Origin of the sequence: Sphingobacterium lumbrici (assembly GCF_006476045.1) — a bacterium.
Lineage (GTDB): Bacteria > Bacteroidota > Bacteroidia > Sphingobacteriales > Sphingobacteriaceae > Sphingobacterium > Sphingobacterium lumbrici.
The window spans coordinates 25,606-50,138 of record NZ_SRZY01000004.1; the positions used below are offsets into that span (position 1 = coordinate 25,606).

General features: G+C 37.3%; 24 protein-coding genes and 1 pseudogene. 14 read left to right on the forward strand and 11 right to left on the reverse strand.

Annotated features, from left to right (window positions below; translation table 11 throughout):
- Nucleotides 1–32 precede the first annotated feature (32 nt).
- A complete protein-coding gene (locus E4F24_RS01020; protein ID WP_140936748.1) occupies nucleotides 33–617 on the reverse strand; it encodes a porin family protein in 585 nt (194 codons plus the stop codon).
- Nucleotides 618–683: 66 nt separating this feature from the next.
- On the opposite strand from E4F24_RS01020, the gene E4F24_RS01025 reads away from it, so the two are divergent.
- The 7 genes from E4F24_RS01025 to pruA all read left to right on the forward strand — a co-directional run bounded on the left by E4F24_RS01025 (nucleotide 684) and on the right by pruA (nucleotide 5,937).
- Nucleotides 684–899, forward strand: coding sequence for a hypothetical protein (locus tag E4F24_RS01025; protein ID WP_140936749.1), 216 nt, complete (start codon nucleotides 684–686; stop codon nucleotides 897–899).
- 5 nt (nucleotides 900–904) lie between these two features.
- Nucleotides 905–1,240 (forward strand): tRNA-binding protein, encoded by a 336-nt coding sequence (locus E4F24_RS01030; RefSeq protein ID WP_140936750.1) that lies wholly within the window; start codon nucleotides 905–907, stop codon nucleotides 1,238–1,240.
- A gap of 2 nt (nucleotides 1,241–1,242) precedes the next feature.
- Nucleotides 1,243–1,710: a nucleoside deaminase gene (locus E4F24_RS01035; RefSeq protein ID WP_140936751.1), complete on the forward strand. Its 468-nt coding sequence runs from the start codon at nucleotides 1,243–1,245 to the stop codon at nucleotides 1,708–1,710.
- 95 nt (nucleotides 1,711–1,805) lie between these two features.
- Complete coding sequence (locus E4F24_RS01040) at nucleotides 1,806–2,414, forward strand: superoxide dismutase (RefSeq protein WP_140936752.1); 609 nt, start codon at nucleotides 1,806–1,808, stop codon at nucleotides 2,412–2,414.
- 81 nt (nucleotides 2,415–2,495) lie between these two features.
- Nucleotides 2,496–3,128 carry a peptide-methionine (S)-S-oxide reductase MsrA gene (gene msrA, locus E4F24_RS01045; RefSeq protein WP_140936753.1) on the forward strand — a complete coding sequence of 211 codons (633 nt, stop codon included), beginning with the start codon at nucleotides 2,496–2,498 and terminating at the stop codon, nucleotides 3,126–3,128.
- A 17-nt stretch (nucleotides 3,129–3,145) separates the two neighbouring features.
- On the forward strand, nucleotides 3,146–4,015 hold the full coding sequence (locus E4F24_RS01050) for an AraC family transcriptional regulator (RefSeq protein ID WP_140936754.1): 870 nt from the start codon (nucleotides 3,146–3,148) through the stop codon (nucleotides 4,013–4,015).
- Between the two features lie 284 nt (nucleotides 4,016–4,299).
- Entirely contained in the window at nucleotides 4,300–5,937 is a 1,638-nt protein-coding gene (gene pruA / locus E4F24_RS01055) for an L-glutamate gamma-semialdehyde dehydrogenase (RefSeq protein WP_140936755.1), read from the forward strand.
- Nucleotides 5,938–6,006: 69 nt separating this feature from the next.
- Here pruA and recA read toward each other — a convergent pair whose 3' ends face one another.
- From recA to E4F24_RS01075, 4 genes are all read right to left on the reverse strand, one after another.
- On the reverse strand, nucleotides 6,007–7,032 hold the full coding sequence (gene recA, locus E4F24_RS01060) for a recombinase RecA (RefSeq protein ID WP_140936756.1): 1,026 nt from the start codon (nucleotides 7,030–7,032) through the stop codon (nucleotides 6,007–6,009).
- A 146-nt stretch (nucleotides 7,033–7,178) separates the two neighbouring features.
- A complete protein-coding gene (gene nth / locus E4F24_RS01065; RefSeq protein WP_140936757.1) occupies nucleotides 7,179–7,922 on the reverse strand; it encodes an endonuclease III in 744 nt (247 codons plus the stop codon).
- A 91-nt stretch (nucleotides 7,923–8,013) separates the two neighbouring features.
- A complete protein-coding gene (locus tag E4F24_RS01070; RefSeq protein ID WP_140936758.1) occupies nucleotides 8,014–8,199 on the reverse strand; it encodes a hypothetical protein in 186 nt (61 codons plus the stop codon).
- A 68-nt stretch (nucleotides 8,200–8,267) separates the two neighbouring features.
- Nucleotides 8,268–9,893: a S8 family peptidase gene (locus E4F24_RS01075; protein ID WP_235891126.1), complete on the reverse strand. Its 1,626-nt coding sequence runs from the start codon at nucleotides 9,891–9,893 to the stop codon at nucleotides 8,268–8,270.
- A gap of 321 nt (nucleotides 9,894–10,214) precedes the next feature.
- On the opposite strand from E4F24_RS01075, the gene E4F24_RS01080 reads away from it, so the two are divergent.
- A complete protein-coding gene (locus tag E4F24_RS01080; RefSeq protein ID WP_140936759.1) occupies nucleotides 10,215–12,344 on the forward strand; it encodes a S9 family peptidase in 2,130 nt (709 codons plus the stop codon).
- A gap of 55 nt (nucleotides 12,345–12,399) precedes the next feature.
- Here the strand turns inward: E4F24_RS01080 and E4F24_RS01085 are convergent, their stop codons facing one another.
- Nucleotides 12,400–12,642, reverse strand: coding sequence for a hypothetical protein (locus E4F24_RS01085; RefSeq protein ID WP_136903245.1), 243 nt, complete (start codon nucleotides 12,640–12,642; stop codon nucleotides 12,400–12,402).
- 505 nt (nucleotides 12,643–13,147) lie between these two features.
- On the opposite strand from E4F24_RS01085, the gene E4F24_RS01090 reads away from it, so the two are divergent.
- From E4F24_RS01090 to E4F24_RS01105, 4 genes are all read left to right on the forward strand, one after another.
- Nucleotides 13,148–13,864 carry a GNAT family N-acetyltransferase gene (locus E4F24_RS01090; protein WP_140936760.1) on the forward strand — a complete coding sequence of 239 codons (717 nt, stop codon included), beginning with the start codon at nucleotides 13,148–13,150 and terminating at the stop codon, nucleotides 13,862–13,864.
- 56 nt (nucleotides 13,865–13,920) lie between these two features.
- Nucleotides 13,921–15,108: an argininosuccinate synthase gene (gene argG / locus E4F24_RS01095; RefSeq protein WP_140936761.1), complete on the forward strand. Its 1,188-nt coding sequence runs from the start codon at nucleotides 13,921–13,923 to the stop codon at nucleotides 15,106–15,108.
- Complete coding sequence (gene argC, locus E4F24_RS01100; protein ID WP_140936762.1) at nucleotides 15,108–16,127, forward strand: N-acetyl-gamma-glutamyl-phosphate reductase; 1,020 nt, start codon at nucleotides 15,108–15,110, stop codon at nucleotides 16,125–16,127. Before argG ends, argC begins: the two co-directional genes overlap by 1 nt.
- A gap of 101 nt (nucleotides 16,128–16,228) precedes the next feature.
- Complete coding sequence (locus E4F24_RS01105; protein WP_140936763.1) at nucleotides 16,229–17,560, forward strand: DUF3472 domain-containing protein; 1,332 nt, start codon at nucleotides 16,229–16,231, stop codon at nucleotides 17,558–17,560.
- Nucleotides 17,561–17,615: 55 nt separating this feature from the next.
- Here E4F24_RS01105 and E4F24_RS01110 read toward each other — a convergent pair whose 3' ends face one another.
- From E4F24_RS01110 to E4F24_RS01120, 3 genes are read right to left on the reverse strand one after another with little or no spacing between them, the layout of a single operon-like run.
- On the reverse strand, nucleotides 17,616–18,863 hold the full coding sequence (locus E4F24_RS01110; protein WP_140936764.1) for an AI-2E family transporter: 1,248 nt from the start codon (nucleotides 18,861–18,863) through the stop codon (nucleotides 17,616–17,618).
- A 25-nt stretch (nucleotides 18,864–18,888) separates the two neighbouring features.
- Nucleotides 18,889–20,064 carry an MFS transporter gene (locus E4F24_RS01115; RefSeq protein ID WP_140936765.1) on the reverse strand — a complete coding sequence of 392 codons (1,176 nt, stop codon included), beginning with the start codon at nucleotides 20,062–20,064 and terminating at the stop codon, nucleotides 18,889–18,891.
- Between the two features lies 1 nt (nucleotide 20,065).
- Nucleotides 20,066–20,827: a TrmH family RNA methyltransferase gene (locus tag E4F24_RS01120; RefSeq protein ID WP_140936766.1), complete on the reverse strand. Its 762-nt coding sequence runs from the start codon at nucleotides 20,825–20,827 to the stop codon at nucleotides 20,066–20,068.
- Nucleotides 20,828–20,832: 5 nt separating this feature from the next.
- Between E4F24_RS01120 and tamL the strand changes: the two genes are divergently transcribed.
- Entirely contained in the window at nucleotides 20,833–23,181 is a 2,349-nt protein-coding gene (gene tamL, locus E4F24_RS01125) for a translocation and assembly module lipoprotein TamL (RefSeq protein WP_140936767.1), read from the forward strand.
- Here the strand turns inward: tamL and E4F24_RS01130 are convergent.
- Nucleotides 23,178–23,705, reverse strand: coding sequence for a hypothetical protein (locus E4F24_RS01130; RefSeq protein WP_140936768.1), 528 nt, complete (start codon nucleotides 23,703–23,705; stop codon nucleotides 23,178–23,180). The two genes, tamL and E4F24_RS01130, sit on opposite strands and share 4 nt — an antisense overlap.
- A 223-nt stretch (nucleotides 23,706–23,928) precedes the next feature.
- Between E4F24_RS01130 and E4F24_RS01135 the strand changes: the two genes are divergently transcribed.
- The gene (locus E4F24_RS01135) at nucleotides 23,929–24,189 is read left to right on the forward strand and encodes a hypothetical protein (protein WP_140936769.1); all 261 of its coding nucleotides are present in this window, start codon (nucleotides 23,929–23,931) and stop codon (nucleotides 24,187–24,189) included.
- Between the two features lie 232 nt (nucleotides 24,190–24,421).
- Here the strand turns inward: E4F24_RS01135 and E4F24_RS14165 are convergent.
- Nucleotides 24,422–24,533, reverse strand: a pseudogene (locus E4F24_RS14165) (IS982 family transposase); the annotation flags it as partial.

The window sequence follows — 24,533 nt, forward strand, 5'->3', positions numbered from 1 at the left end:
TTTTAGAGATATTTCTAGTCGGATTATATAGCTTATAAGAATGAGTAACCTACGCCTATTGACCACAGTCTAATTTTTTGATCTTGCGATGAACTACTAGTCAGGTTGGTAAGTCCATGCTCGTATCTTAGGTCTACCGTTAGTTTGCTGATATCGACTCCGATGCCACCGATAATTCCTGTTGCATTTTTCTTGTAGTCATTGAAATTTGCCATATTGTTGTATTTAATCTCTCCATCCTGTGCAAATGAAAAAACAGGTCCAGCTTGAATTCTGAAGCCGACCGGGCCTAATCCGATTCGAGTGCCTAATAGAATTGGAACATCTAAGCTGTTAAATGTTCCTTTTCCAGAATCGGAATCTGTTCCTTCTATTTCAACTTTTTTACTGGAAAAATAAGCCTCGGGTTGTAGGTGAAAGCCCGCTATTCCTACACGTCCCCATACACCCAGTTGATAACCGGTTTTTGTATCGGAGTTGAATAATTTACCTTCTGAGTGTAGCGTGGAAAAGCCTAGTGCTCCTTTTACACCCAGTTTAAACGATGGAAGTAATTGTGCCTGCGAATAAGTTACTGATAGTACACATACAATTGCTGTAAGTATTAGTTTTTTCATGCGATAAATGTTAAATTTAGCAACTAAAATAAGAATTAATCCTTAACTAACATAAATGAATATTATATGGTAACGTTTAAAATCTCAAATTCTGAATGGGAAATATTAAAAATAAAATTACAACGGAAATATAATCACCTGACGGATGCTGATTTGCGATACAGCGAAGGTGAAGAAGATGGACTGCTGGAGAGGTTAGCAAAAAGGTTACGTAGAAATAAGGAGTATGTGTTTTTTACACTTTCTAAAGAATTGAATGACTTAGACAGTAATAGGTTGTAGTGGAGATGGAGCAGATAAGTTGGGCTGATTTTGAAAAAGTTGATCTTCGTGTAGGTACGATTATGGAGGTATATGACTTTCCCGAAGCGCATAAGCCAGCGTATCAACTCTGTATTGATTTCGGTGAATTAGGCGTTAAAAGATCCAGTGCTCAAATTATGGGATTATATACTAAAGAAGAGTTAATAAACCGGCAGATTATTGCGGTTGTCAATTTTCCTAAAAAGCAGATCGGAAAGTTTCTGTCCGAATGTTTGGTCACTGGGTTTGAAGACAAAAATGGGGATATCGTGCTATCGACTGTAGAGCGCCGACTACCGAATGGAGCTAAATTGAAATAAAAATGCGGATTTATAATTTTGAAAATGACAGGTCTTTATCGACAGATGAGTTATATATGAAGGAAGCACTGCGCTTGGCGCAGCGTGCATTTGAAGAAGACGAAGTACCAATAGGTGCTATAATCGTTTCGCAAGGAAAAATAATCGGAAAAGGCTATAATCTGACGGAGCGCCTGAATGATGTTACGGCGCATGCAGAAATGCAGGCATTTACCGCCGCTTCTAATTTTATTGGAGGCAAATATTTAAAAGACTGTACGTTGTACGTTACTATAGAGCCTTGTGTAATGTGTGCAGGAGCATCCTATTGGACCCAAATATCGCGAATCGTGTATGGTGCAAAAGATGAAAAGAGGGGGTTTGCTAAATTTAACGAACAGATTATTCATCCTAAAACAGAAATATTTGGGGGGGTGATGGAAGGGGATTGCGCAGCATTAATTAAATCATTTTTTCGTAATAAACGTTGATTTGTCTATAAAATGACGATCTGAATAAACAAACGTTGAACGAAATTTGTTATATTCGTACATTCAATTTTAATATATTAATAAACATAAAAACTATGGCATTTGAATTAGAAGCATTACCATATTCTGTAGAGGCATTAGAACCACATATTGATAGAGAGACGATGGAGATCCATCATGATCGTCACCATCAAGCTTATATTGATAATTTAAATAAAGCTATCGTTGGAACGGATGCGGAAAATGCGTCTTTAGAAGATATTCTTAAAAATATAAGTAAATACTCACCTGCGGTTCGTAACAATGGTGGAGGACATTTCAATCACAAGTTGTTTTGGTCTGTTTTAGGTCCTAACGCGGGTGGTACTCCAACAGGCGAATTGGCGCAAGCTATTGATGAAACTTTCGGGTCTTTTGATGAATTAAAAAAGAAATTGCAGGAAGCTGGAGCAACACGTTTTGGTTCGGGGTGGTCTTGGTTAATTGTTGGTGAGGATGGTAAATTAGCGGTCACATCTACTCCTAATCAGGATAATCCATTAATGGATGTGGCTGAAGTAAAAGGGACTCCAATTTTCGGTATCGATGTTTGGGAACACGCTTACTATTTGAAGTATCAAAATAAGCGTCCTGCGTATCTTGATGCAATTTTTAATGTTGTTAATTGGGATACTGTCGCACAAAATTATGCTTCTGCTAAATAATAATTTTAGAAGTTTAAGGAGGGCGATATAGTATTCTATGTCGCCTTTTTTAGTTTTGGTACTATTATAAAGTAGGGACAGATGAAAAAGATAGGATTGTGTTTGTTATTGCTAATTTTGATGTCTTGTCAGAATATGAACGTGAAGACAACTGAACTTAAACAAGGTAGAAATATGGAAAATGCGTCGAATACGGCAATATTGGCTGCTGGATGTTTTTGGTGTGTAGAAGCACCTTTATTGCTATTGGATGGAGTAGATACTGTAATATCGGGATATATTGGTGGTCATGTGACGGATCCGAACTACACGCAGGTGTCAACGGGTAATACGGGGCATGCTGAAGCGGTAATGGTGAAGTTTGATCCATCAAAAATAAGTTACGATGGGTTATTGGAAGCTTTTTTTCTAGTACATGATCCTACACAGCTTAATAGACAGGGTAATGATATCGGAACGCAGTATCGTTCTGCTATATTTCCATTGGATGAAGAACAAGAAAGAAAAGCGAGATATTATATAGAAAAATTAAATGAAGCTAACGCTTATGATGGTACAATTGTTACCACGATAGAGAAAGCTACAGAATTTTATAAGGCGGAAGATTACCACCAAAATTACTACGCATTGAATCCGAATGAAATGTATTGCCAGCTAGTCATTAAACCAAAAATGGACAAGTTCAAAAAGGTGTTTTTGGATAAGTTAAAATAGAAATTAGCATCTCATTTATGAAGGCGATACAATTTACTGTTCCGGTATATGGGGAAGATTTGTTTGCCCTTTTGGAAGATAAGAAGGATAATTTCTATAGTTATTATCATCGACATGAGGAACTGCAAATTACTTATATTCTTAAAGGGAGAGGAACTATCATGATTGGTAATGTCGTTCAATCTTTTAGTCAGGATGATATATTTATCCTGAAGCCGAATGAACCACATATTTTTGATAAATACGGAGATGAAAAAGTGACGGATGAAGATACGATTCATGCCATCCATTTATTTATCAATCTCAAAAGGATGGCTAAATTTTTTACATTGGCCGAATTTGCAGATATCTGTACATACTTCCGGGAATTGGATGTAAGTAAAAGATTGGACTCTTCTGTTGCGTATTCATTGCGTGATAATTTTTTGAATTTACTGCACAAGGTAGGGATTCCTAAGTTTACAGAATTTATAACACTTTTGCATATCCTTTTGCAATATCGTAATGCCGCTATATCCTTGTATTCCGGGATTCGGAATCTCATTTATTCGGATAAAGACGGAGAACGGATAAGCTCTGTGTTCAAATATACGTTAGATAATTTTGACCATGACATTAGTGTTGGCGAAGTTGCTTCTTTGGTTTATATGACTCCTACGTCGTTTTGTAAGTTTTTTAAAAAGCATACCATGAAAACTTATATTGGCTTTTTAAACGAAGTCAGAATTGAAAAAGCCTGTCAGCTTTTAATGAATAAAAAGACTGAAAGTATTTCGGAAACAGCGTTTAAGGTAGGCTTTAATAATATTGTTCACTTTAATCGCGTTTTTAAGCGTATTATGGGGGTGTCTCCGCATAATTATATGCGGTTACATATCATTGGGTAAGATGTTTGATTGATAATACATAACATAATTTGTCTTTTGGTGTGTCTGTGGAGAAGAATTTTTTATGCTGTTGAAGTAAGGTGTGTTGTGATTGTTGAAATGGCTTATTTGTAATTTTTATCTGTGTGTTAGTTTGTTATGAATTATTTGGTGCGCTATATCCGACCGCTGGATCTTCTTTTATGAAGTATTTGTTTATGGATAAAATAGGTTAAGTGATGGACAAATGTGGTATATTGGTAGTATCAATTATGACGTAACTTTACATAAACAAAAATAGAATTATGTTAAAAGGTTTTTTTAATGTTCCGGCTCCTGTTAATGAGCCTGTATATACATACGCTCCGGGGACGAAAGAGAGAAGTTTATTGAAAGCAGCTATTTCTGAGGCAAGAGCAAACGAGCTCGATGTTCCGATGTATATCGGTAATAAAGAAGTTCGCACAGAAAATAAAGTGAAACTAACTCCTCCACACGATCACCAGCATGTATTGGGATATTATTCTCAAGGTACGAAATCACATGTGACGGATGCTATTAATGCAGCGCTGGCGGCTAAAGCAGATTGGGAAAACCTGCCGTGGGAACAACGTGCGGCTATTTTCTTGAAAGCAGCGGAATTGGTTTCTACCAAATACAGGTATAAATTGAATGCCGCGACGATGTTAGGACAATCGAAAAGTGCGTATCAAGCTGAAATCGACTCGGCCTGTGAGTTTGCTGATTTTTTGCGTTTTAACGTGCAGTATATGAGCGAAATTTACGCGCAACAGCCACCTGCAAATAGTAAAGGTGTGTGGAATCGTGTTGAACAACGTCCGTTGGAAGGTTTTGTTTTTGCGTTAACCCCATTTAATTTTACAGCTATTGCAGGTAATCTGCCTTCATGTGTCGCCATGATGGGGAATGTGGTCGTATGGAAGCCATCAAACACCCAAATATATTCTGCGAATATTTTAATGCAAATTTTTAAAGAAGCAGGTCTACCTGATGGTGTAATCAATTTGGTATACGTGTCTGGTCCAGATGCCGGGGATGTGATCTTCAGACATCCGGATTTTTCGGGTATTCATTTCACCGGTTCTACCGGGGTATTTCAAGATATTTGGAAAACGATCGGACAAAATATTCATTTATATAAAACATATCCTCGCATAGTAGGAGAAACAGGTGGTAAAGATTTTATAGTGGCTCATCCTTCTGCGGATTTGGCGGTGCTGAATACTGCTTTAGTGCGTGGAGCTTTCGAATATCAGGGGCAAAAGTGTTCGGCGGCATCACGTGCATATATTCCTCAGTCGCTGTGGTCGAAATTACAGCAGGCTATGGAGAAAGATATTAAATCTTTCAAAATAGGTGGAACGGAAGATTTTGGTAATTTCATTAATGCTGTCATTGATGAAAAAGCGTTTGATAAGATTACAAAATACATTGATAGGGCAAAAGATTCTGCAGATGCTGATATTGTTATCGGTGGAGGTTATGATAAATCCAAAGGTTATTTTATTGAACCAACTGTTATTCTGGCCAAAACACCGGATTATGAAACATTATCTGAAGAGTTGTTCGGTCCTGTATTGACAATTTATGTTTATGAGGACAAAAATTGGAAAGAAATGTTAGAATTAGTTGATCGTACGTCGATTTACGCATTGACAGGTGCTGTTATTTCTCGGGATCGCTATGCTATCCAAGAAGCGACACAGGCATTACGTAATGCGGCAGGTAACTTCTATATCAATGATAAATGTACTGGTGCGGTAGTGGGGCAGCAACCTTTCGGAGGGGCACGCGGTTCGGGTACAAATGATAAGGCCGGTTCGATGATTAACTTATTGCGTTGGGTATCTCCTCGTACAATAAAGGAAACGTTTACTCCGGACACGGATTATAGATATCCGTTTTTAAGTTCTGAAGATTAGAATAGCATATATAAATAGAAAAAGCGGCAAAACTGCCGCTTTTTCTATTTATATACTTGAATGAATTGTTTATTCTTCTTTATTTAAAACAGATTGATCTAGATTGACTCCACTAACTTCTGCTCTGATTTTAGCTTCTATTTCATCGCTAAGATCTGGGTTGTCTAATAATAAAGATTTCACTGAATCACGCCCTTGACCTAGTTTTGTGTCTCCATAGCTAAACCATGAACCTGATTTTTTAACAATGCCGTATTCTACTCCCAAATCGATGATTTCGCCAACTTTTGAAATACCTTCCCCGAACATGATGTCAAATTCAGCTATACGAAAAGGAGGTGCTACTTTGTTTTTTACAATTTTTACTTTTACGCGATTACCTGAAACCTCGTCTGCATCTTTGATTTGCGAAGTACGACGGATATCCAAGCGTACTGACGCATAGAATTTTAAAGCGTTACCACCAGTTGTAGTTTCAGGGTTACCAAACATTACACCGATTTTCTCACGTAATTGGTTAATGAAGATACAACAGCAGTTTGTTTTGGAGATCGTACCGGTTAATTTACGTAAAGCCTGTGACATTAAACGCGCTTGAAGGCCCATTTTTGAATCACCCATTTCACCTTCAATTTCACCTTTAGGAACTAAAGCTGCTACAGAGTCAATTACGATAACATCAATTGCTCCTGATCGGATCAGATTGTCTGCAATTTCTAAACCTTGCTCACCGTTATCCGGTTGGGAGATCAAAAGGTTTTCAATATCTACACCTAATTTTTGGGCATAGTATTTATCAAAAGCATGTTCGGCATCTATGATTGCTGCTATGCCGCCTTTTTTTTGAGCCTCAGCAACAATATGGGTGGCTAAGGTCGTTTTGCCAGAAGATTCGGGGCCATATATTTCGATCACTCGTCCTTTAGGAACACCTCCAATACCTAAAGCGATGTCCAAGCCCAGTGAACCGGTGGAAATGGATTCAATAGGCTCTACGGCCGAATCTCCTAATTTCATTATGGCACCCTTACCGTATGTTTTGTCTAGTTTATCTAATGTAAGCTGTAAGGCTTTTAATTTGTCTTCTTTACTCATATTGTTAGTATTTATAAATCAAAAATAGTATATTAAAATTGTATTACCAAATAAAATACTAAAAAAATTAGCTTATTGTTTTAATTAATAAAGATATGGTCTAATTCAGATAGTTAAACGATTTGTTGAAATGTTTATTCATTTTTTTACAAACGTTTAATTAGTTTCCGCAAATTTGGATTTCCGGTATCCTTTATGTCCAGAACGTCTGGTTCTTCAGATTTATTAGCGGAAATATCTATTGAAAGCGTTTTATGTGTCTTTTCAAAATACCTACACATGTGTGTAATAGGACACTCCTCACATTTGGGCTTACGCGCCAGACATATATATCGACCGTGGAGAATTAACCAATGATGTGCTATAGCAATTGTATCTTTTGGTAAATATTGTACTAACTGTTTCTCTACCGCTAAAGGGGTAGTAGCATTGCTGGTTAGACCTAGTCGATTACTCACCCTAAATACGTGTGTATCTACCGCCATAGCAGGTTGATGGAAAACCACAGAGGATATGACATTTGCAGTTTTGCGCCCGACGCCGGGTAATTTTATTAAATCTTCTATTTTTTCAGGAACCTCACTGCTGAATTCAGAGAGTAGTTTTTGAGCCATACCTACAAGGTGCTTTGCTTTATTATTTGGATAGCTTACTGAGCGAATATATGTAAATACTTCTTCTGGATTACTTGCTGCAAGAGATTCTACATCGGGGAATCGTTCGAATAGTGTAGGGGTTACTTGATTAATACGCTTATCTGTGCATTGTGCAGAAAGAATTACAGCTACAAGGAGCTCGTACGGATTACGATAGTTCAGTTCTGTTTGTGCATCTGGATTATGAGTGGAAAAATAGTTTACAAATTCTCTATACCGTTCTTTCTTTAACATATTACAAAGATAGCGAATTTGAGAAAGTTCGTTATATACAATATATATTAAGACAAAAGCCACTCTATGGTAGAGTAGCTTTTGTTATTACTTACTTGAGTGATTTGGAGTAATTTAGTATCTTTTCAATGACATGATTACTTGGAGCTTTAGTAAATTTTTTGATAGTTGCTTTTAGCTTTTCTTCAAATTGCTCTTCCGTCTCAATTTTGTTATACCCCTCTATCCCCTCGTAAGTTAGACTTTCATTTTTCGTAAAATTTTCTATCATACGCATCTTGTTAATTTCAATACACTTACATAACGCAATTTAAGAATTAATATTATAGAAAATTTAACATTTTTTTACTTTTTATGTGAAATATATTTATTTGCCTCTACGATGGCGTTATAGGCGTTTACAATTCCACCTCCTGTGCTGATCTCATCTAAATATACTTTTTTGGATGATCCATCTTGATTTATTTTTACTTTTTGATCAACTTTAGTCACTGATTTTATGATAATATCTTTGGTTTCCTGTGCAGTAAGTTGAGGGTAATAAGCTCTCAATAAGGCTGCTAAACCTGATACAACCGGTGCAGCCATACTTGTTCCTTGTTGGTCTTTGTAGTTGGAATTCGGCATAGTTGAATGGATAGCGACTCCCGGAGCAAAGACATCGACGGTTTTGTATCCGTAATTTGAAAAATCTGCTAATAAATCTCCGTCTAATTTCCATGATGTTGCACCAACTGTAATCCATGAAGTAGCTTCTCCTACAATGGCATCCAGGCTGTCTGTGAAGTATTTGGTCGGATAATTTTTTGATATATCAATGTTCTTACCGTCGTTTCCTGCGGCGTGTACGAGTAAAACATCTTTTTCTATAGCATATTTAACAGCTTCATCTACTGCTTTTTTATTGTAGACATAGCCTTTTCCAAAGCTCATGTTAATTATTTTGGCTCCATTATCTACCGCGTATCGAATTCCATTTGCCACGTCTTTGTCTCGCTCATCTCCGTTCGGAACTACTCGAATAGCCATTATTTTCACTTGATCTGCAACACCATTGATCCCTTTTCCGTTATTCCGTTTTGCACCTATGATACCTGCAACATGTGTGCCGTGATCTGCATCAGGGCCTTTTACATCATTATTTCCGTAAAACCGATCCATTGCATTTTCGTAATCATCGCCTACGATTGGACGTGGATTGAAATCTTTATTTAAATTGTATTTAACTTGATTTTCGAAGTGTCTATCTGCATCTTTGATGTCAGTATAGAATTTTTCGAATGGGTTTTTTTCCATTTCCTTTTTAGCAATACGTACAGCCATTTTTTGGCGGTCAGATATAGCGTTGAACCCGTCGAAATCTGCTTTGGTAATATCTTTTGGATCTTTTCCTATTGCAGATACAATATTGTCTAATTCTTGTTTTAGTCGACTGTAGTTTGTTTCCCCAAATTGTGCTTCGTCCATTTTCGTGGTATAATCTGCAATCATTTTTTGATATGCTACAAATTCTCTACGTTCGGATTCAGAAAGTGGGGTAGAAGGTAGGACAGAAATGTATTTTGGTTCGTATTTTGCAATTAGTCGGGTCACTTCGAGATTGTCGTGGTCTACATTTTTACCGTTGGCTCCTCCGATAAAATTCCATCCATATTTATCATCTATGTATCCATTTCCATCGTCATCTTTGCCATCGTTATTTGAATCTTTTTTATTGATCCATAATACGTCTTTTAGATCTTCGTGTTCAACATCTACTCCGCCATCTATTACCGCTACGATTACAGGGGTTGGCTTTTTTCCTTTCAATAGTTCATAGGCTTTTTCGGTGCTAATACCCATAATACCATCCGTTTTGTAATCTAAGTTAAACCAGTTTGCTGGAGGTGTATCTTTTTTATCTTGGGTGAATCCCATGAAAGGCAGTACACTTATGCCTAGTAAGGTAATTAAATGTTTGTTTTTAAGCATATTTTACAGTTTTTGTTTGTTTTTCGCTATAAATAAATTCTAAGTGTTCGAGGAGAATCGAGCTTGTGAGTCTACCGAAGATAAATTTTTTAACCATGTAGTACTCATTCATACTTTAAGCACACACGAATGAATATTTTTTATTTAACATGATTATAACTTGCATCTAAGGTGCTTTATCTAAGTACTACTTATCGAAACGCAAAGATAGTGCTATTAATTACATGAGATTGTTAAAAAAGGTGAAAAATCATGTGCTTTTTACATAACTTTACTCATTAACAAGCTCTCCGTGAAATGATTGAAAAAAAAATTAATTATATGATTCTAATTGGTGCTATTTTAACTTCTTGTTCGCAGGAACCGAAGCAATCTGCTGTCGCTTGGCCCAAAGCAGAAATTCCTGTTGCTACCGTTAAGCCATTTAAGCGCATCATACACGGTGACACAGTAGTAGATAATTATTATTGGCTGAACGATTATTTCAAAAAAGGCCCAGATTCTACAGACGTGATAGAATACCTGGAAGCAGAAAATGCCTACATGCAGGAGATGATGAGGAGTACAGAAAATCTGCAGACCAAGTTGTTTGATGAAATGAAATCCCGTATTAAAGAAAAGGATGAATCCGTTCCTTATCTTAAAAATGGATATTATTATTACCGGCGTACGGATGAAGGGAAACAGTATTATAAGTTATGCCGTAAAAAAGCAAGTTTGGATGCAAAAGAAGAAGTGCTGCTGGATGTCGATGAAATGGCTAAAGGGTATTCTTATTTTGCCGTAGGCGGATCAACGGTAAGTCCTGATAACAAATTGTTGGCCTATGGAATCGATACAGTTTCAAGAAGGGAGTACACGCTTTATATTAAAAATCTGGAAACAGGAGAAGTATATGCGGATAAAATTGACCGGACTTCAGGAAGTGCAACGTGGGCAGCGGACAATAAAACCATATTCTATACGTCTAAAAACCCGGTTACCCTTCTTTCTGAAAAAATAAAAAGACACACCCTGGGGACAGATAGCAAGGAGGATATAGCAGTATATGAAGAGAAGGATAACACCAATTATATAGGAGTAGGGAAGTCGAAAAATGCTCAATATATCTTAATCTATTCGGGTGCGACCCTAAGCTCGGAAGTCTTTTATTTGAATGCTAACGACCCAAAGGGGAAATTTAGGGTTTTTCAGCCACGAAGGAAAGAAGTGCTGTATTCTGTAATTCCGTTGGCAGATCGCTTCTTGATTTTGACAAATGATGAAGCTAAAAACTTTAAAGTGATGCAATGTCCTTTAGATAAAACGGGAAAAGAAAATTGGACTGAATTCATTCCGCATCGCCCGGATGTATTGGTTGAGGGAATCGATGAATTTAGGGATTATCTTGTTATTTCGGAACGTAAAAACGGGTTGACTAATCTGGCTATTCACAATCTGAGCGATCATTCACAGCACTATTTGAATATGGGTGAACCGGCTTACAAAGTGTTTTCCAGTACAAATGAAGAGTATGATTCGGATGTGGTGCGTTATGGCTATACCTCATTGGTTACGCCTTCGTCTACATACGATTATAATATGGAGAGCAGGGAGAAAACTTTATTGAAACAACAGGAAGTGGTCGGTGGATATGATGTTGCACAATATGTTACTGAACGCTTATTTGCTACGGCAAAGGATGGAACAAAAGTACCTATTTCGTTGGTTTATAAAAAAGGAACAAAGATAGATGGTTCTGCTCCCTTGTACCTGTATGCGTATGGATCGTATGGTGCATCAATGGATGCTACCTTTAGTTCCAGTCGGTTGTCTTTGCTTGATCGCGGATTTATTTTCGCTATAGCACACATACGTGGGGGAGAGGAAATGGGGCGCCAATGGTATGAAGATGGAAAGATGATGAAGAAGATCAATACGTTTACGGATTTCATCGATTGTGGGGAATATCTGATTGCGCAAAAATATACATCAAAAGGACACTTGTATGCTGAGGGCGGAAGTGCCGGAGGATTGCTGATGGGCGCCGTGATTAATATGGCTCCTGATTTGTGGAATGGTGTAATTGCTGCGGTGCCTTTTGTAGATGTCGTAAATACGATGTTAGATGAAAGCATTCCACTTACTACGAATGAATACGATGAATGGGGGAATCCGAATAATAAAGAAGCTTATGAATATATGAAGTCTTATTCTCCCTATGAGAATATTGAAGCTAAAGACTATCCGAACCTACTCGTGACAACTGGTTTACACGATAGTCAAGTGCAATATTTCGAACCTGCCAAATGGGTGGCTAAATTACGGGCAACTAAAACCGGAGATCAGGTGATCTTGTTGAAAACCGATATGGATTTTGGTCATGGAGGTGCCTCGGGACGCTTTGATTACCTGAAAGATCAAGCGTTAGAGTATGCTTTTTTTCTTAAACTCGAAGGTATTGATGACTAATAGAGTGATCTAAGAATTAAAATAAAAGAGGTGCGTTATACGATACGCACCTCTTTTATTTTAGGGAATCTTGTGATTGTTCCTGTTCGATTTTGCGAGAGTCTATTTGATGTTGTTTGTAATTTTCGATGGCATTTCTGCTTGCTACTTGTGATACATAGATTGCTAAGAGCGCAATAATCGTCACAACTGCTAATCCCCAAGCATATTTTTTTTTATCTTGTTTTACAAGCCAATACATGACGAAAATATAGGGAACTGCAAAGATGATATAGAAGATAATACTTGGTCCGACCATATATAATGTAATTTGATCTCCAAAATTAGGCTATTTATTGTATAATCTGAAAAGTCTTTTTGTCGAATGACAAATAACTGACAACTATTAGGGATTTTAAACGTTTTAATAGAATCGTGGTCAAATTGATAGTTTGGTTAAATATATTTTATATAATTGATTAATATTCAAAAAAACTACATAAATATTGCATAAAAGAAAAAAATAATTTTTTACTTTTGCGTAGTCAAATTTAAAGAAAGCAACATATCATTAAATGTATTGTATTAAGCTATATATAGCATGGTCAAGGCAAACTTCAAGAAAGTTTGTCGGCTCTTATATGACCGAAATATATACATTGAACTGTCCGGTTTTGCGATTTCGACGACCTATTCTGCCTCGGGCTTGATGCGGAGGCAGGCTAATTCCATCTTTTTAAGGTCATCCGGCTCGGTGATACTTTTCAAATTTAGTTTATATTATAAAGCACTAAAGTGCATTAATTTTTAGGTCGACATCTTAGATGACAATTTCAGATTTTTTAATTATTCCTGCTACATCTGCCCATTTGCACTACGCGGAGCAAATCTGTGAGGAAATGTTTGAATCCGCTAAAGCTCGTGGAACAGGTATTGCGCGCCGTAAGCCTGAATACGTAGCTATGAAAATGAACGAAGGAAAAGCTGTGATTGCTTTGCACAAGGATGGTACTTGGGCCGGATTCTGCTATATTGAAACATGGGGACATGGCGACTATGTAGCTAATTCCGGGTTAATTGTTAGTCCGGCTTTCCGAAAGGTTGGATTAGCAAAAGCGATTAAAAAGCGTGTGTTTGATCTTTCTCGGGAGAAATATCCTACTTCTAAAATATTTGGGCTGACTACAGGGTTGGCGGTTATGAAAATAAACTCTGATTTAGGTTATGAGCCTGTTACCTATTCAGAACTGACACAGGATGAAGAATTCTGGAAAGGATGCAAGAGCTGCATTAATTACGATATACTGATGAGCAAAGACCGTAAAAACTGTATGTGTACAGCGATGTTATGGGATCCGGTAGAAAAAGAAAAGGAACTCAAAGAAAAAATTCAGCGTAAAGCGGAAGCAAAGGAACGTTTGGATCGCATTGCTAAAAAGCAATCACTTTTAAAACGTATTGAAGCAAAATTGTGGAAATCTACGAAGAAATTTGTAGCGTCAGTAATTCCCGTCGGTGTAAAACCGATAAAAGGATATTAATTTGTTAACTTTGTTCGGCTTGATAATAAGCCGCGTATAAATCTTTATAAAGAAGCATGAAAAAAGTAGTTTTAGCGTTTAGTGGTGGTTTAGATACATCATTTTGTTGTATTTATCTAACTCAAGATCTAGGTTTAGAAGTTCATTCAGTCGTTGTGAATACCGGTGGTTTTTCAGAAGAAGAAATTCAGCATATTGAAAAACGCGCTTACGAATTAGGTGTGAAATCACATACTACGATTGACGAAACTGAAAACTACTATCGTGAAACTATCAAATACCTGATCTTTGGGAATGTATTGAAAAATGCCACTTATCCCTTATCAGTCTCCGCAGAACGTGTCTGCCAAGCAACGGCTATCGCAAATTATGCAAAAAAAATCGGTGCAGAATGTGTGGCTCACGGTTCTACGGGAGCAGGTAACGATCAAGTTCGTTTTGATATGATCTTCGAAACGTTAATTCCGGGAATAGAAATTATTACGCCTATTCGTGATCTAAAATTAAGCCGGGAAGCAGAAATTGACTATTTAAATAGTCACGGCGTAGAATATTCGGCCGAAAAAGCGAAATATTCGATTAATAAGGGATTGTGGGGTACTTCAGTAGGTGGTGCAGAGACGTTGACCTCGAACCAATATCTTCCGGAGACAGCTTGGCCCACAGCAGTGACGTCGACAGAACCCCGCCAAATAACGATTGATTTTGAATATGGTGAACCAGTCGCTTTAGACGGAGAGAAAATTGGTTCCGTAAAAGTGATTCAGCAGTTACAGGATCTTGCTCAACCTTACGGTATTGGTCGTGACATTCACGTGGGCGATACGATCATCGGTATCAAAGGCCGTGTTGGTTTTGAAGCAGCTGCCCCTTTGATCTTAATTAAAGCGCATCATACGTTAGAAAAACATACGTTGACAAAATGGCAATTGTCATGGAAGGATCAGATTGCTGCATTCTATGGAAATTATATGCACGAAGGTCAAATGCATGATCCGGTAATGCGTGATATCGAAGCTTTTCTACAAAGCGCTCAATCAACGGTTTCAGGTCGTGTTATTGTCGAATTGCATCCATACCGTTTTGTAATCATTGGTATCGAGTCGGATCATGATCTAATGTCCAATAAATTTGGTAGCTACGGTGAGATGAACAAGGGCTATACCGGTGATGATGTGAAAGGGTTTTCTAAGATATTTGGAAATCAAACGCTGATTTGGCACAAAGTGAATAAAGGAGACTAATGAATAATATTAAAGTAGGGATAGTAGGTTCTGCGGGATACACCGGTGGTGAATTGTTGCGTGTGCTGATTTATCACCCCAACGTAGAAATAATATTCGCAAACAGTGTTTCTAATGCTGGTAATAAGTTGTATAAGGTACACAACGATTTATTGGGGGATACGGAGTTGACCTTTTCTTCTGATTTTCACTCGGATATTGATGTCCTTTTTCTTTGTGTAGGTCATGGAGACGCACGAAAATTTCTGGATGCTCATCCTGTTGATGCTTCTGTAAAAATTATTGATTTATCACAAGATTATCGTCTCCGTGCAAATACAACGTATCAAGGTAAAAAGTTTATTTATGGTCTACCCGAATTAAATCGGGATACGATAAAGTCAGCACAATATATTGCCAATCCGGGCTGTTTCGCTACAAATATTCAGTTGGCACTGTTACCGTTGGCAAATGAGGGAATATTACCCGATCAAATTCATGTTAACGCGACCACGGGATCTACAGGAGCTGGCCAAAAGCCGGGGCCGACAACCCATTTCTCTTGGCGTAATAATAACCTTTCTGCATATAAATCTTTTGCACATCAACATTTACAGGAGATATCAGAGTCGTTAGATCAACTACAAAATGGATTTTTACCGCAATCGGAAAAATCTTTATTAGATAGAGCTGCGGGAAAAATCAATTTTGTGCCTCAACGTGGTGATTTTGCCCGGGGAATTTTTTCGACGATTTATCTTGAATCGGATTTGTCGGAACGAGAAGCATACGAATTGTACGAAAGGTATTATGCTTCACATCCTTTTACGCATGTGTCTGACGAGAACATCGATTTAAAGCAGGTCGTCAATACAAATAAAAGTATTATCCATCTGGAAAAACACAGTAATAAGTTGTTCGTATTGAACGCAACGGATAATCTGTTAAAAGGAGCTTCCGGGCAGGCTGTACAGAATATGAACCTATTGTTTGGCTTGGATGAGCGGACGGGTTTGAATCTGAAGTCTGTAGGATTTTAATGTAATATTTTTAAAACGTTTAGCTGCGCAAACGTTTGATGATGCACCGGGCATATTTTTAACAGAATGTATGTCGTATTTTTAGTACTTATTCTAAATTTATGATAAGACAATATCTAAAAAATGTTATTCTGTTAGCTGCGGTATTCCTCAGTAGCAGCTACCTTATAAAAGCTAATGTTACAGCAGGCTACTTTTTGTCAGCTATTAGATTTGAGGACAAAACGTATGAAATTCCATTGGCCGGAAATGCCTTCTTTACCTATAAGGATTCTCGTGCTAAGGAATCTATTTCCAATGTTGGTTTGACAAATTGGGCGGCCCCCTCTACGGTGACCAGTATTTATTTTAGAACGTCGAAAACAGGAACCTTTTTCTTAAAACTCCGAGCCAAAGCACCTGAAGGTCAAAAGTCCAAGGTACGGGTTTCTGTTGGCGAAAGATCGGAAGAGGTTGAACTGTCTTCACCTGATTTTGGAGAGATCAATGTTGGAGCATTTAATGTGGTGGACGAAGGTTACGTGCAAGTGAGTGTTCAAGGTCTGAATACTTCGGGCAATAGCTACGGAGAGATTTCGCATCTCCTAATTTCGGGTGAAGCCGTAGCAGATGGTGTGTTGTATTCTGATGACCCCAATTATTACTATTGGGCGAGAAGAGGACCTTCGTGTCATATCAACTACAATGTCTCAGGAATATCGGATGCTACCTATTACTATAATGAAATTACAATTCCAGAGGGGGAAGACAAGATTGGTTCATATTTTATGGCCATAGGTTTCGGACAGGGTTATTTCGGTATTCAAGTGAATTCCGAACGAGAAAGAAGGATACTGTTTTCTGTATGGAGCCCATTTCATACGGATGATCCAAAAACAATTCCTGATGATCAAAAAATTGTCTTAAATAAAAAAGGTACAGATGTTCATACCGGAGAATTCGGTAATGAAGGATCAGGAGGCCAAAGTTATTTGCGGTATCATTGGAAAGCTGGTATAACCTATCGATTTCTGTTAAAAGGAAATCCTGACGGAAATGACCACACCGATTATTCAGCATGGTTTTTTAATCCCGACACTCAGCAGTGGCAAATTGTTGCAAGCTTCAAGCGCCCGAAGACTGATACCTATTTGACTGGTTTTCATAGCTTCTTAGAGAATTTCAGTCCTAATCAAGGTTATCTGGGACGTCAAGTGGAGTTCAAAAACCAATGGGTGTACAATGGAGTGTGGAATAAAATTACGTCAGCACGATTTACTGTAGACAACACTTATCGAGCGAAACAAAGAATAGATGCTATCGGGGGAGTAACCTCAAATGGATACTTTCTGAAAAATGGAGGTTTTTTTAATGAAATAGTAACACCAGGCAGCACCTTTTCATTTGACAATAAGAATACCGCTCCAGATATTGATTTTGAAAAATTGCCGTAGTATTCGCAAGAACATAGAGAGAGGGTGAAAAATAAGAGAGCGAGTAATCGCTCTCTTATTTTTCACCCAAGTTTTCAAGCGGATTTTGTTCCGATTCATTAACTTCTTTATAATTTAACGTCGTTTTTGCAGGTGTAGATTCGGTGTCTACATGTACGTCCAATTGAACTTTCTTTTTATTCCTGGGTTTCCGTACTATGCCCCATTTCATCAACAGTTCTTGTGTAGAATTCGTTTTCAAATGTTCTTTTTCTGGCTCACCGATTAAAAATCCGATAGCCTGCATACTTGGAATTGCATCGAAGATAACTTTTAAGGTAGCAATAAATGGCAAAGCTAATATCAAACCTGATAAACCGAACAGCATACCACCCAATAAGATGCCAATAATAGCCATTAAAGGGTTAATACTTACTTTACTTCCTACTATATTTGGAGTAATGATATTGCCTTCTAAAAATTGAACCACCTGAAACCAGACAATTACACCGATTGCATACCATGCACTGTCTTTGACTGCTAATGCAAACAACGCCGGAAGAATAGATCCAATAGCAATACCGATATATGGGAGGAGCATTAAGAGGGAAGCCAAAGATCCAAAAAACCACGCATAATCAATTCCCATCAACATTAATCCAGCTGTGTTTAATACGGCTACTATCCCCATTACTGTCACGAGCCCCAGCAAATAGCTCTGTACTACTTCGTAAATCTTATTTAATACTTCGTTCACCTTACGTTGTGGAGTAGATTTAAATGTTTTGAAGAAAAATTCACGAAAAAAATCGCGGTAATAAAGTAGGAAGAAACAAAAAAGTGGTACTAATACGGTGCCGGCTAAGGTGTTGCCTATAGAACCAAAAGTGCTTGATAGAAGACTCCCTATATTTTCCAAAGCTCTGTTGCCCTGTTCTTGGAGTTTGTCCATCATTTGACCACGTTCTATGCCAAATGTTTGTTGAATCCAAACTTGCAATCTGTCAAATACTGAAAGAACTTTTTCCGTAATTGCAGAAGCATCCTTACCGATGATAATGCTTTGATGGATAATAAACCAGCCAATCGTAGAGATGATAGCAATAGCGACGATAACGGATAGAATTGCGGAAAAAGCTTTTCCCAAGCGTAGTCTTTCGAAAAAACGTGCTAAGGGAAATAAAGTAATCGATATCAATATGGAGAATAATAATGGCACCAGTACATTTTGCGATAAATACATCAAGGTGATGATAAGGAGTGTTGCCAATAAGCTTGAAGCCAAATCAAGTGAATACGTTTTTTTTGATGAATTGTTTTCCATACGATTTAGTTTAATCAAATAACAGTTAAGCTTGTTTTTTGTTTATCAAATCCCAATATAAAATATAGATTACGGAAAATAAAATTACTATTCCGGTTCCGTACATAATATAAGGGACTCGGGAAAGATTGTCGTGATATATGTAGCCGGCCAACAGTGCTCCTCCGCCAATTCCCATTTCCAAGGCAATGTACATAGTCGCCATAGCTTTTCCCCTATATTGAGGTAATGAAAGATCAATCGTCCAGGCATTTAGTGCCGGTGAAAGGATACCTGTGCCTATTCCATATAGGCAAGCTCCGAGAAGGAGACCGTTAATACTATCTCCGAAGCCCAGTAAAAATAAAGAAGTTGCTATGATTAACAATCCGACTAGTATTACGTTTATTCTTCCATGGCGGTCTGCCATCCTACCTGCAACGAATCGAACCCCTATAGATGTTAGGGTGTACGTGGTAAAAAATAATCCCTTGTTACTGATACCCACGTACTCACTCCAATCGGGGATTAGCGTAAGGATTACACCGTAAGCCGAGTATGATAGTAGTGTTACGATACCAGCAGGAATTGCTCGACGTTCAATGATATCGGAGCGTGAAAGGCGAAGCATGTTCCTTGAAAATTTTTGTTTTGGAATTAATGTTTCCTGTATGTTCATTACAATCACAATAGAGAGCAAGGCGAATGCTGACGAACAGTAAAACATGGTATGTATATCAAATGCTTGTGCTACGGCACTTCCTACAGCCGGTCCAATTGCGCTCCCTAGGCTAAAGCACAATCCGTGCATACCTAGAGCTTCACCCCATCGGTTGGCTGGAATAATGTCTGCAATATAGGCGGATGTTGCGGTGGGTTTAAAGCCCGTAGAAAAACCGTGAATTAATCGTAGAAGAAAAAATCCGGCGACAGAACTTAAAAGCGGATAGAGTAGACTGCAGATTACACAGACAATTGATCCTATTGCCATCACAGGTACTCGCCCCCATTTGTCCGTAAGTTGCCCACTAAAAGGTCTCGATATCCCAGCGGTAAGTGTGAAGAGTGCTATTATCAATCCTTTGTGTTCCGCTCCTCCTAAAGAGGAGAGGTAATTTGGCAGCTCGGGGATGATCATGTTAAAACTTGCCGAGAATAACAATGAACTCAAGCACAGTAATCCAAATTGTAAAGTATATATCGATTCCGGTTTTTCCGACATCTTATTGCTTGTTGGCTAACATGTTGTGTCGCGTTACTTCGGAACAAAATATCGTCGTAGCTACTGCGACATTTAATGACTCCGCACGACCAATTCTAGGAATGGTTACAGCTTGTTGTATTTTACCAATTATATTTTTTCGAATTCCGTTTCCTTCGTTCCCCATAATAATTAGTCCCTCCTTCCCGAAATTAGTTTCGTAAATATTATCCCCTTCTAATAGGGCACCGAATGTGGGTAAGGTACATTGTGATATCAATTCTTCGATGTCGATATAATAGATCTGTATCCTGGAAAGCGAACCCATTGTCGCTTGGACTACTTTTGGGTTGTAAGTGTCTACAGTACCTGTTGAACATAAAATGGTGCTAATGCCAAACCATTCGGCAGTACGTATGATAGTGCCTAAATTGCCAGGATCTTGGATATCATCCAAAACAATACTGTGTTTGCCTTTTAAGGTGCTTAAATCCAGTTGTGTTGTCTGTGGGATTTCGACCAATGCCAGTGCCCCCTGCGGATTTTTAAGACTACTTATTTTAGATAACTCAGTTTCAGTGACTTCTTCACATTTTATATTTTGAGAGATTTTACCCAATTTTGCACGTATTTCTTGTGTAGTGAATATTTTTTGTACATTGTAAGAAGAGTGTACAAATTCTACTACAGATTTGATACCTTCGACCACGAATAAATTGTATTGTGTTCGGAATTTTTTATGTTGCAGTGATGTTATAAAACTGATCTGCGCTTTTGACAACATATTTAATGACTAAAAATAGAAGCTTTTTAATTTTTACAAGTATAACGCTTTTACTGTTAATTTTTACATCCTGCCGTTCTGCAAAATACTTGGAGGATGATCAAGCTTTAGTAACTGATATAGATTTAAACGGTATCCCCAATGAATTAAAAGAACTATCTTCTCTCTATATTTCGAACGAAATTAGACCCAATTCCGCGTTGAATTTGACAATTTATAATATTTTTAATACCCGAAAAGGGAAGTATAAAACTGATAATATACGCCCGGTCGGGGAGGCTCCGCATATCTTAGATTCCTCTTTGGTAGAACTATCGACTAATCAGATTCAAAGTTTCCTTAAGACTAAAGGGTATTTCAATGCATCGGTTAATACGCAAATAAACATAAATAAAAAAAAGGCCCGTCTTAATTTTAACGCACATCTAGGAAATCCATATTTTTTGGATAAAGTAGACTATGAATTTCAAGATACTTCTATACAGCGTATATATATAAATGAGGTGTTGCCGACTACCAAAATTAGAATTGGTGAAAAATATGATGCTGCTAAGCTATTGGAGGAACGCGAAAGACTCTATACCGCTATAAAAGATCAAGGTTATTATGATTATGTAAGGCAGTATATGCGTGTAGGTGTAGATACTAATGTAAGAGAAGGTCGGGTGAATTTAACGATTCAGGTACTAAATCCTGAAAACGATAAACACCGTATTTATAAAATTAATAATGTTTCGCTTTTAATTCGACCCGCTTCGGATGAAATGAAAAGGGAGGTAAAGGCATATCGCGACAGTAGCATGCGTGTAGATTTCGTGGACGAAATAGGTCGTTTCAGGTTACGTCCGATCTCGCGTTATATGTACCTGCGGAGTGAGCAAATTTATAGTTTAAGTAATGAAAACTTGTCTTATGACCGTTTATATGAAATGAATGGTTTTCGTAGCGTGAAAATTAACTTCGAAAAAGTAGATAGTAGTTTGTTGGATGTGAAGTATGAATTGATACCGCGTTCGCTGATGGCGAATCAAGTGGAGGGGGAATATACATTTAGCTCCGGGATGAGCGGCTTTAATATAGGAAATACTTTTTCTCATCGAAATATTTTTGGAGGTGCGGAATTACTGGAGGTGAAATTGCGTTACGGAGTGTTATTCGATCCTCGTTTGGAAGGCAATCTTTCCCAGAAGATTTTTAATAATGATTTTCAAGTAGGGGTCAATTTAGTTGTACCCCGGTTATTGTTGCCATTCCAAATCCGCGGAATCGGAAAATACGGATTGCCTCGCACCACTTTTTCGTCGAGTCTACAGTTATTTAATCAAGATAATACGTATTCTAATCGTTACTTAATTAATACGCTGAATTATTCTTGGTGGCAATCGGCTAATTTGCAGCATAGTTATACACCGATTGTATTGGAATATCGTGTTGGGAAATTCAATGAGAGTTTTAAGCAAAATTTAATCAATGAGGGATATAATCTATATGTCGAATCCAATGACCGAGAATATTTTGGACTAGGATCACAATATGCCATCACTTGGAATGCACCTAGGCTGCTTAAATTGGAGGATTTTTTCTATTTGAGAAGTTCGATCGATTTAAGTGGCAATTTATTTGGTTTAGTTAGTCAGGTGTTCAGTTTTCAGCGAAATGAAGACAATCAACGTATTTTGTTTAAAGTTCCCTATCTGCAATATGTTAAAGGTGAGGTAGATTACAGATGGTATAGGCACTTAGGGGGGCATAAGCAATTTGTTTTTCGTTTTAATGGTGGTTTGGCTATACCGTATGGTAACAATTCTAAATTGCTTATTTTTGAAAAAAGTTTTTTTGCCGGAGGGATGAATGGTATTCGAGCATGGCAGGCGCGTACGTTAGGTCCTGGTAATTACAATCGAAAAGGTATAGATGATGAAAATCTTCGACTGAGTCTCCGGAACTTAGATCAGTTGGGAGAGGTGAAATTAGAAACAAATTTAGAATACCGTTTTCGATTATTGAATAACTTTTTAGGAGCCAAAATGAACGGCGCTACATTCGTTGATATGGGAAATGTTTGGCGGCTCCGAGAAGATCGGTTTAATCCGAATGGCCAATTTGAAATCAATAAGTTTTTTTCGCAGATAGCAATAGGAACGGGATTCGGTCTGCGCTTTGATATGGACTATTTTATTATGCGACTTGATGCTGGGCTAAAAGTAAAGGATCCTCAATTTGAAGGCAAGAGTCAGTGGGTAATACAGAAATTATTCGATGCTAAGGATTTTAAGCGCGGATATTACAACTCTAACCGTCCGGATCGTTACAATTTTATTCAATATAATTTTGGCGTTGGCTTGCCATTTTAGAATAGGTTTTTTACAACCTGCAATGTACTTTCTATGATCTGCGTGAACGCTAAACCTTTGCTAAAAGATAAGTATCCGTAAATTAAACCAAGGATTACCAGCGTTAATAGCATTCTTTTGAAAATGTATGCTATCAATAGTAATAATACAGGAATAATCAATAATAATAAGCCGTTGACTTTGTACGGTTTTAAACTATTATCATTTTTATATATAAAGTAAAGTCTGCCGGTCGAATTATCTTGGTTTTTATGCTTAAAAAAAACAAATGTAGATCCATCTATTTTTTGGGAAGGCACTGCTACACCTTGATGGAATTGTAAGCTTTGTTGTAATCCATTCATAGAAAACAGAAATGTTCCATCGATACGTTCATCCGCAACCTCTGCCGAATCCACTGCTATAATAGCGATCTTCCCATTTTGTGTTAAATTTTCTTTTACAATGAAATTGTCTATCCGTTGTTCTTGAGCAGTAGAAAGAAAAGGAACAATTGTAATTGCGAAATATAGAATGTGTTTCATTTCAAAAATTTACTACAATATTAATAAAAAAAATGATAGTACTTTCGCCTTTTTAGATTAGAATATTTAAACAAAATAAATGAACCCGATAGGATTAAAATAATCATTCGTTGGTAATGCGATAACAGCGAAACACTCGTAGATGATTTTTTTTGCATTAAGTATTCGAGAATGCAAAGCATTTTATCTAAGTTTGTACCATTAATAAAGACAAAGCACTGATATGGAAAATACAGCTATTGAGAGACAATCAAAAAAAACGGATAACAACGCAAATCAAACAAGTTATTATGTATCATTAACCATTGCTATCATTATTGGTTTATTTGGTGTATTCGTGAGATTTGTTCCCGATGTGATTCCTTCATTGGGTCAGTCTACTTTTCTATTTTCTTTAATTGCTAATGTTGCAATTTTGGTAGCATCATTTTTAGCTTTTAAAGTTGTTTTCGCTATTTTAGGATTTGGTAGTAAGAAAAGCTAATTTAGTTGATGTTCTTCTAAAGAATTTTATATAACATGTGGAAAAGAGTAGCGGGTTCGCTACTCTTTTTTTTTGTCTTTTTTCATCGAATATATTGGATGTGGATTGTCAATTTTATAAATGTGCTATATACGTTTATAAATAATTTTTATTTGTATGAATTTGCTGTTTTGGTAATATTATTTATAATAAAGTGTTGTATTTTTTATTAAATCTTTAACGTGAGTTCGGTTTAAGCAGCAAGGAATAATTGATTTTCTTGCTGTTCAAATTGAATATTTAATGAAGGTTTTTTAGGGAAGAAAGCATAAGCGGCTAATGCTCCTAAAATATTCAATAAAAAG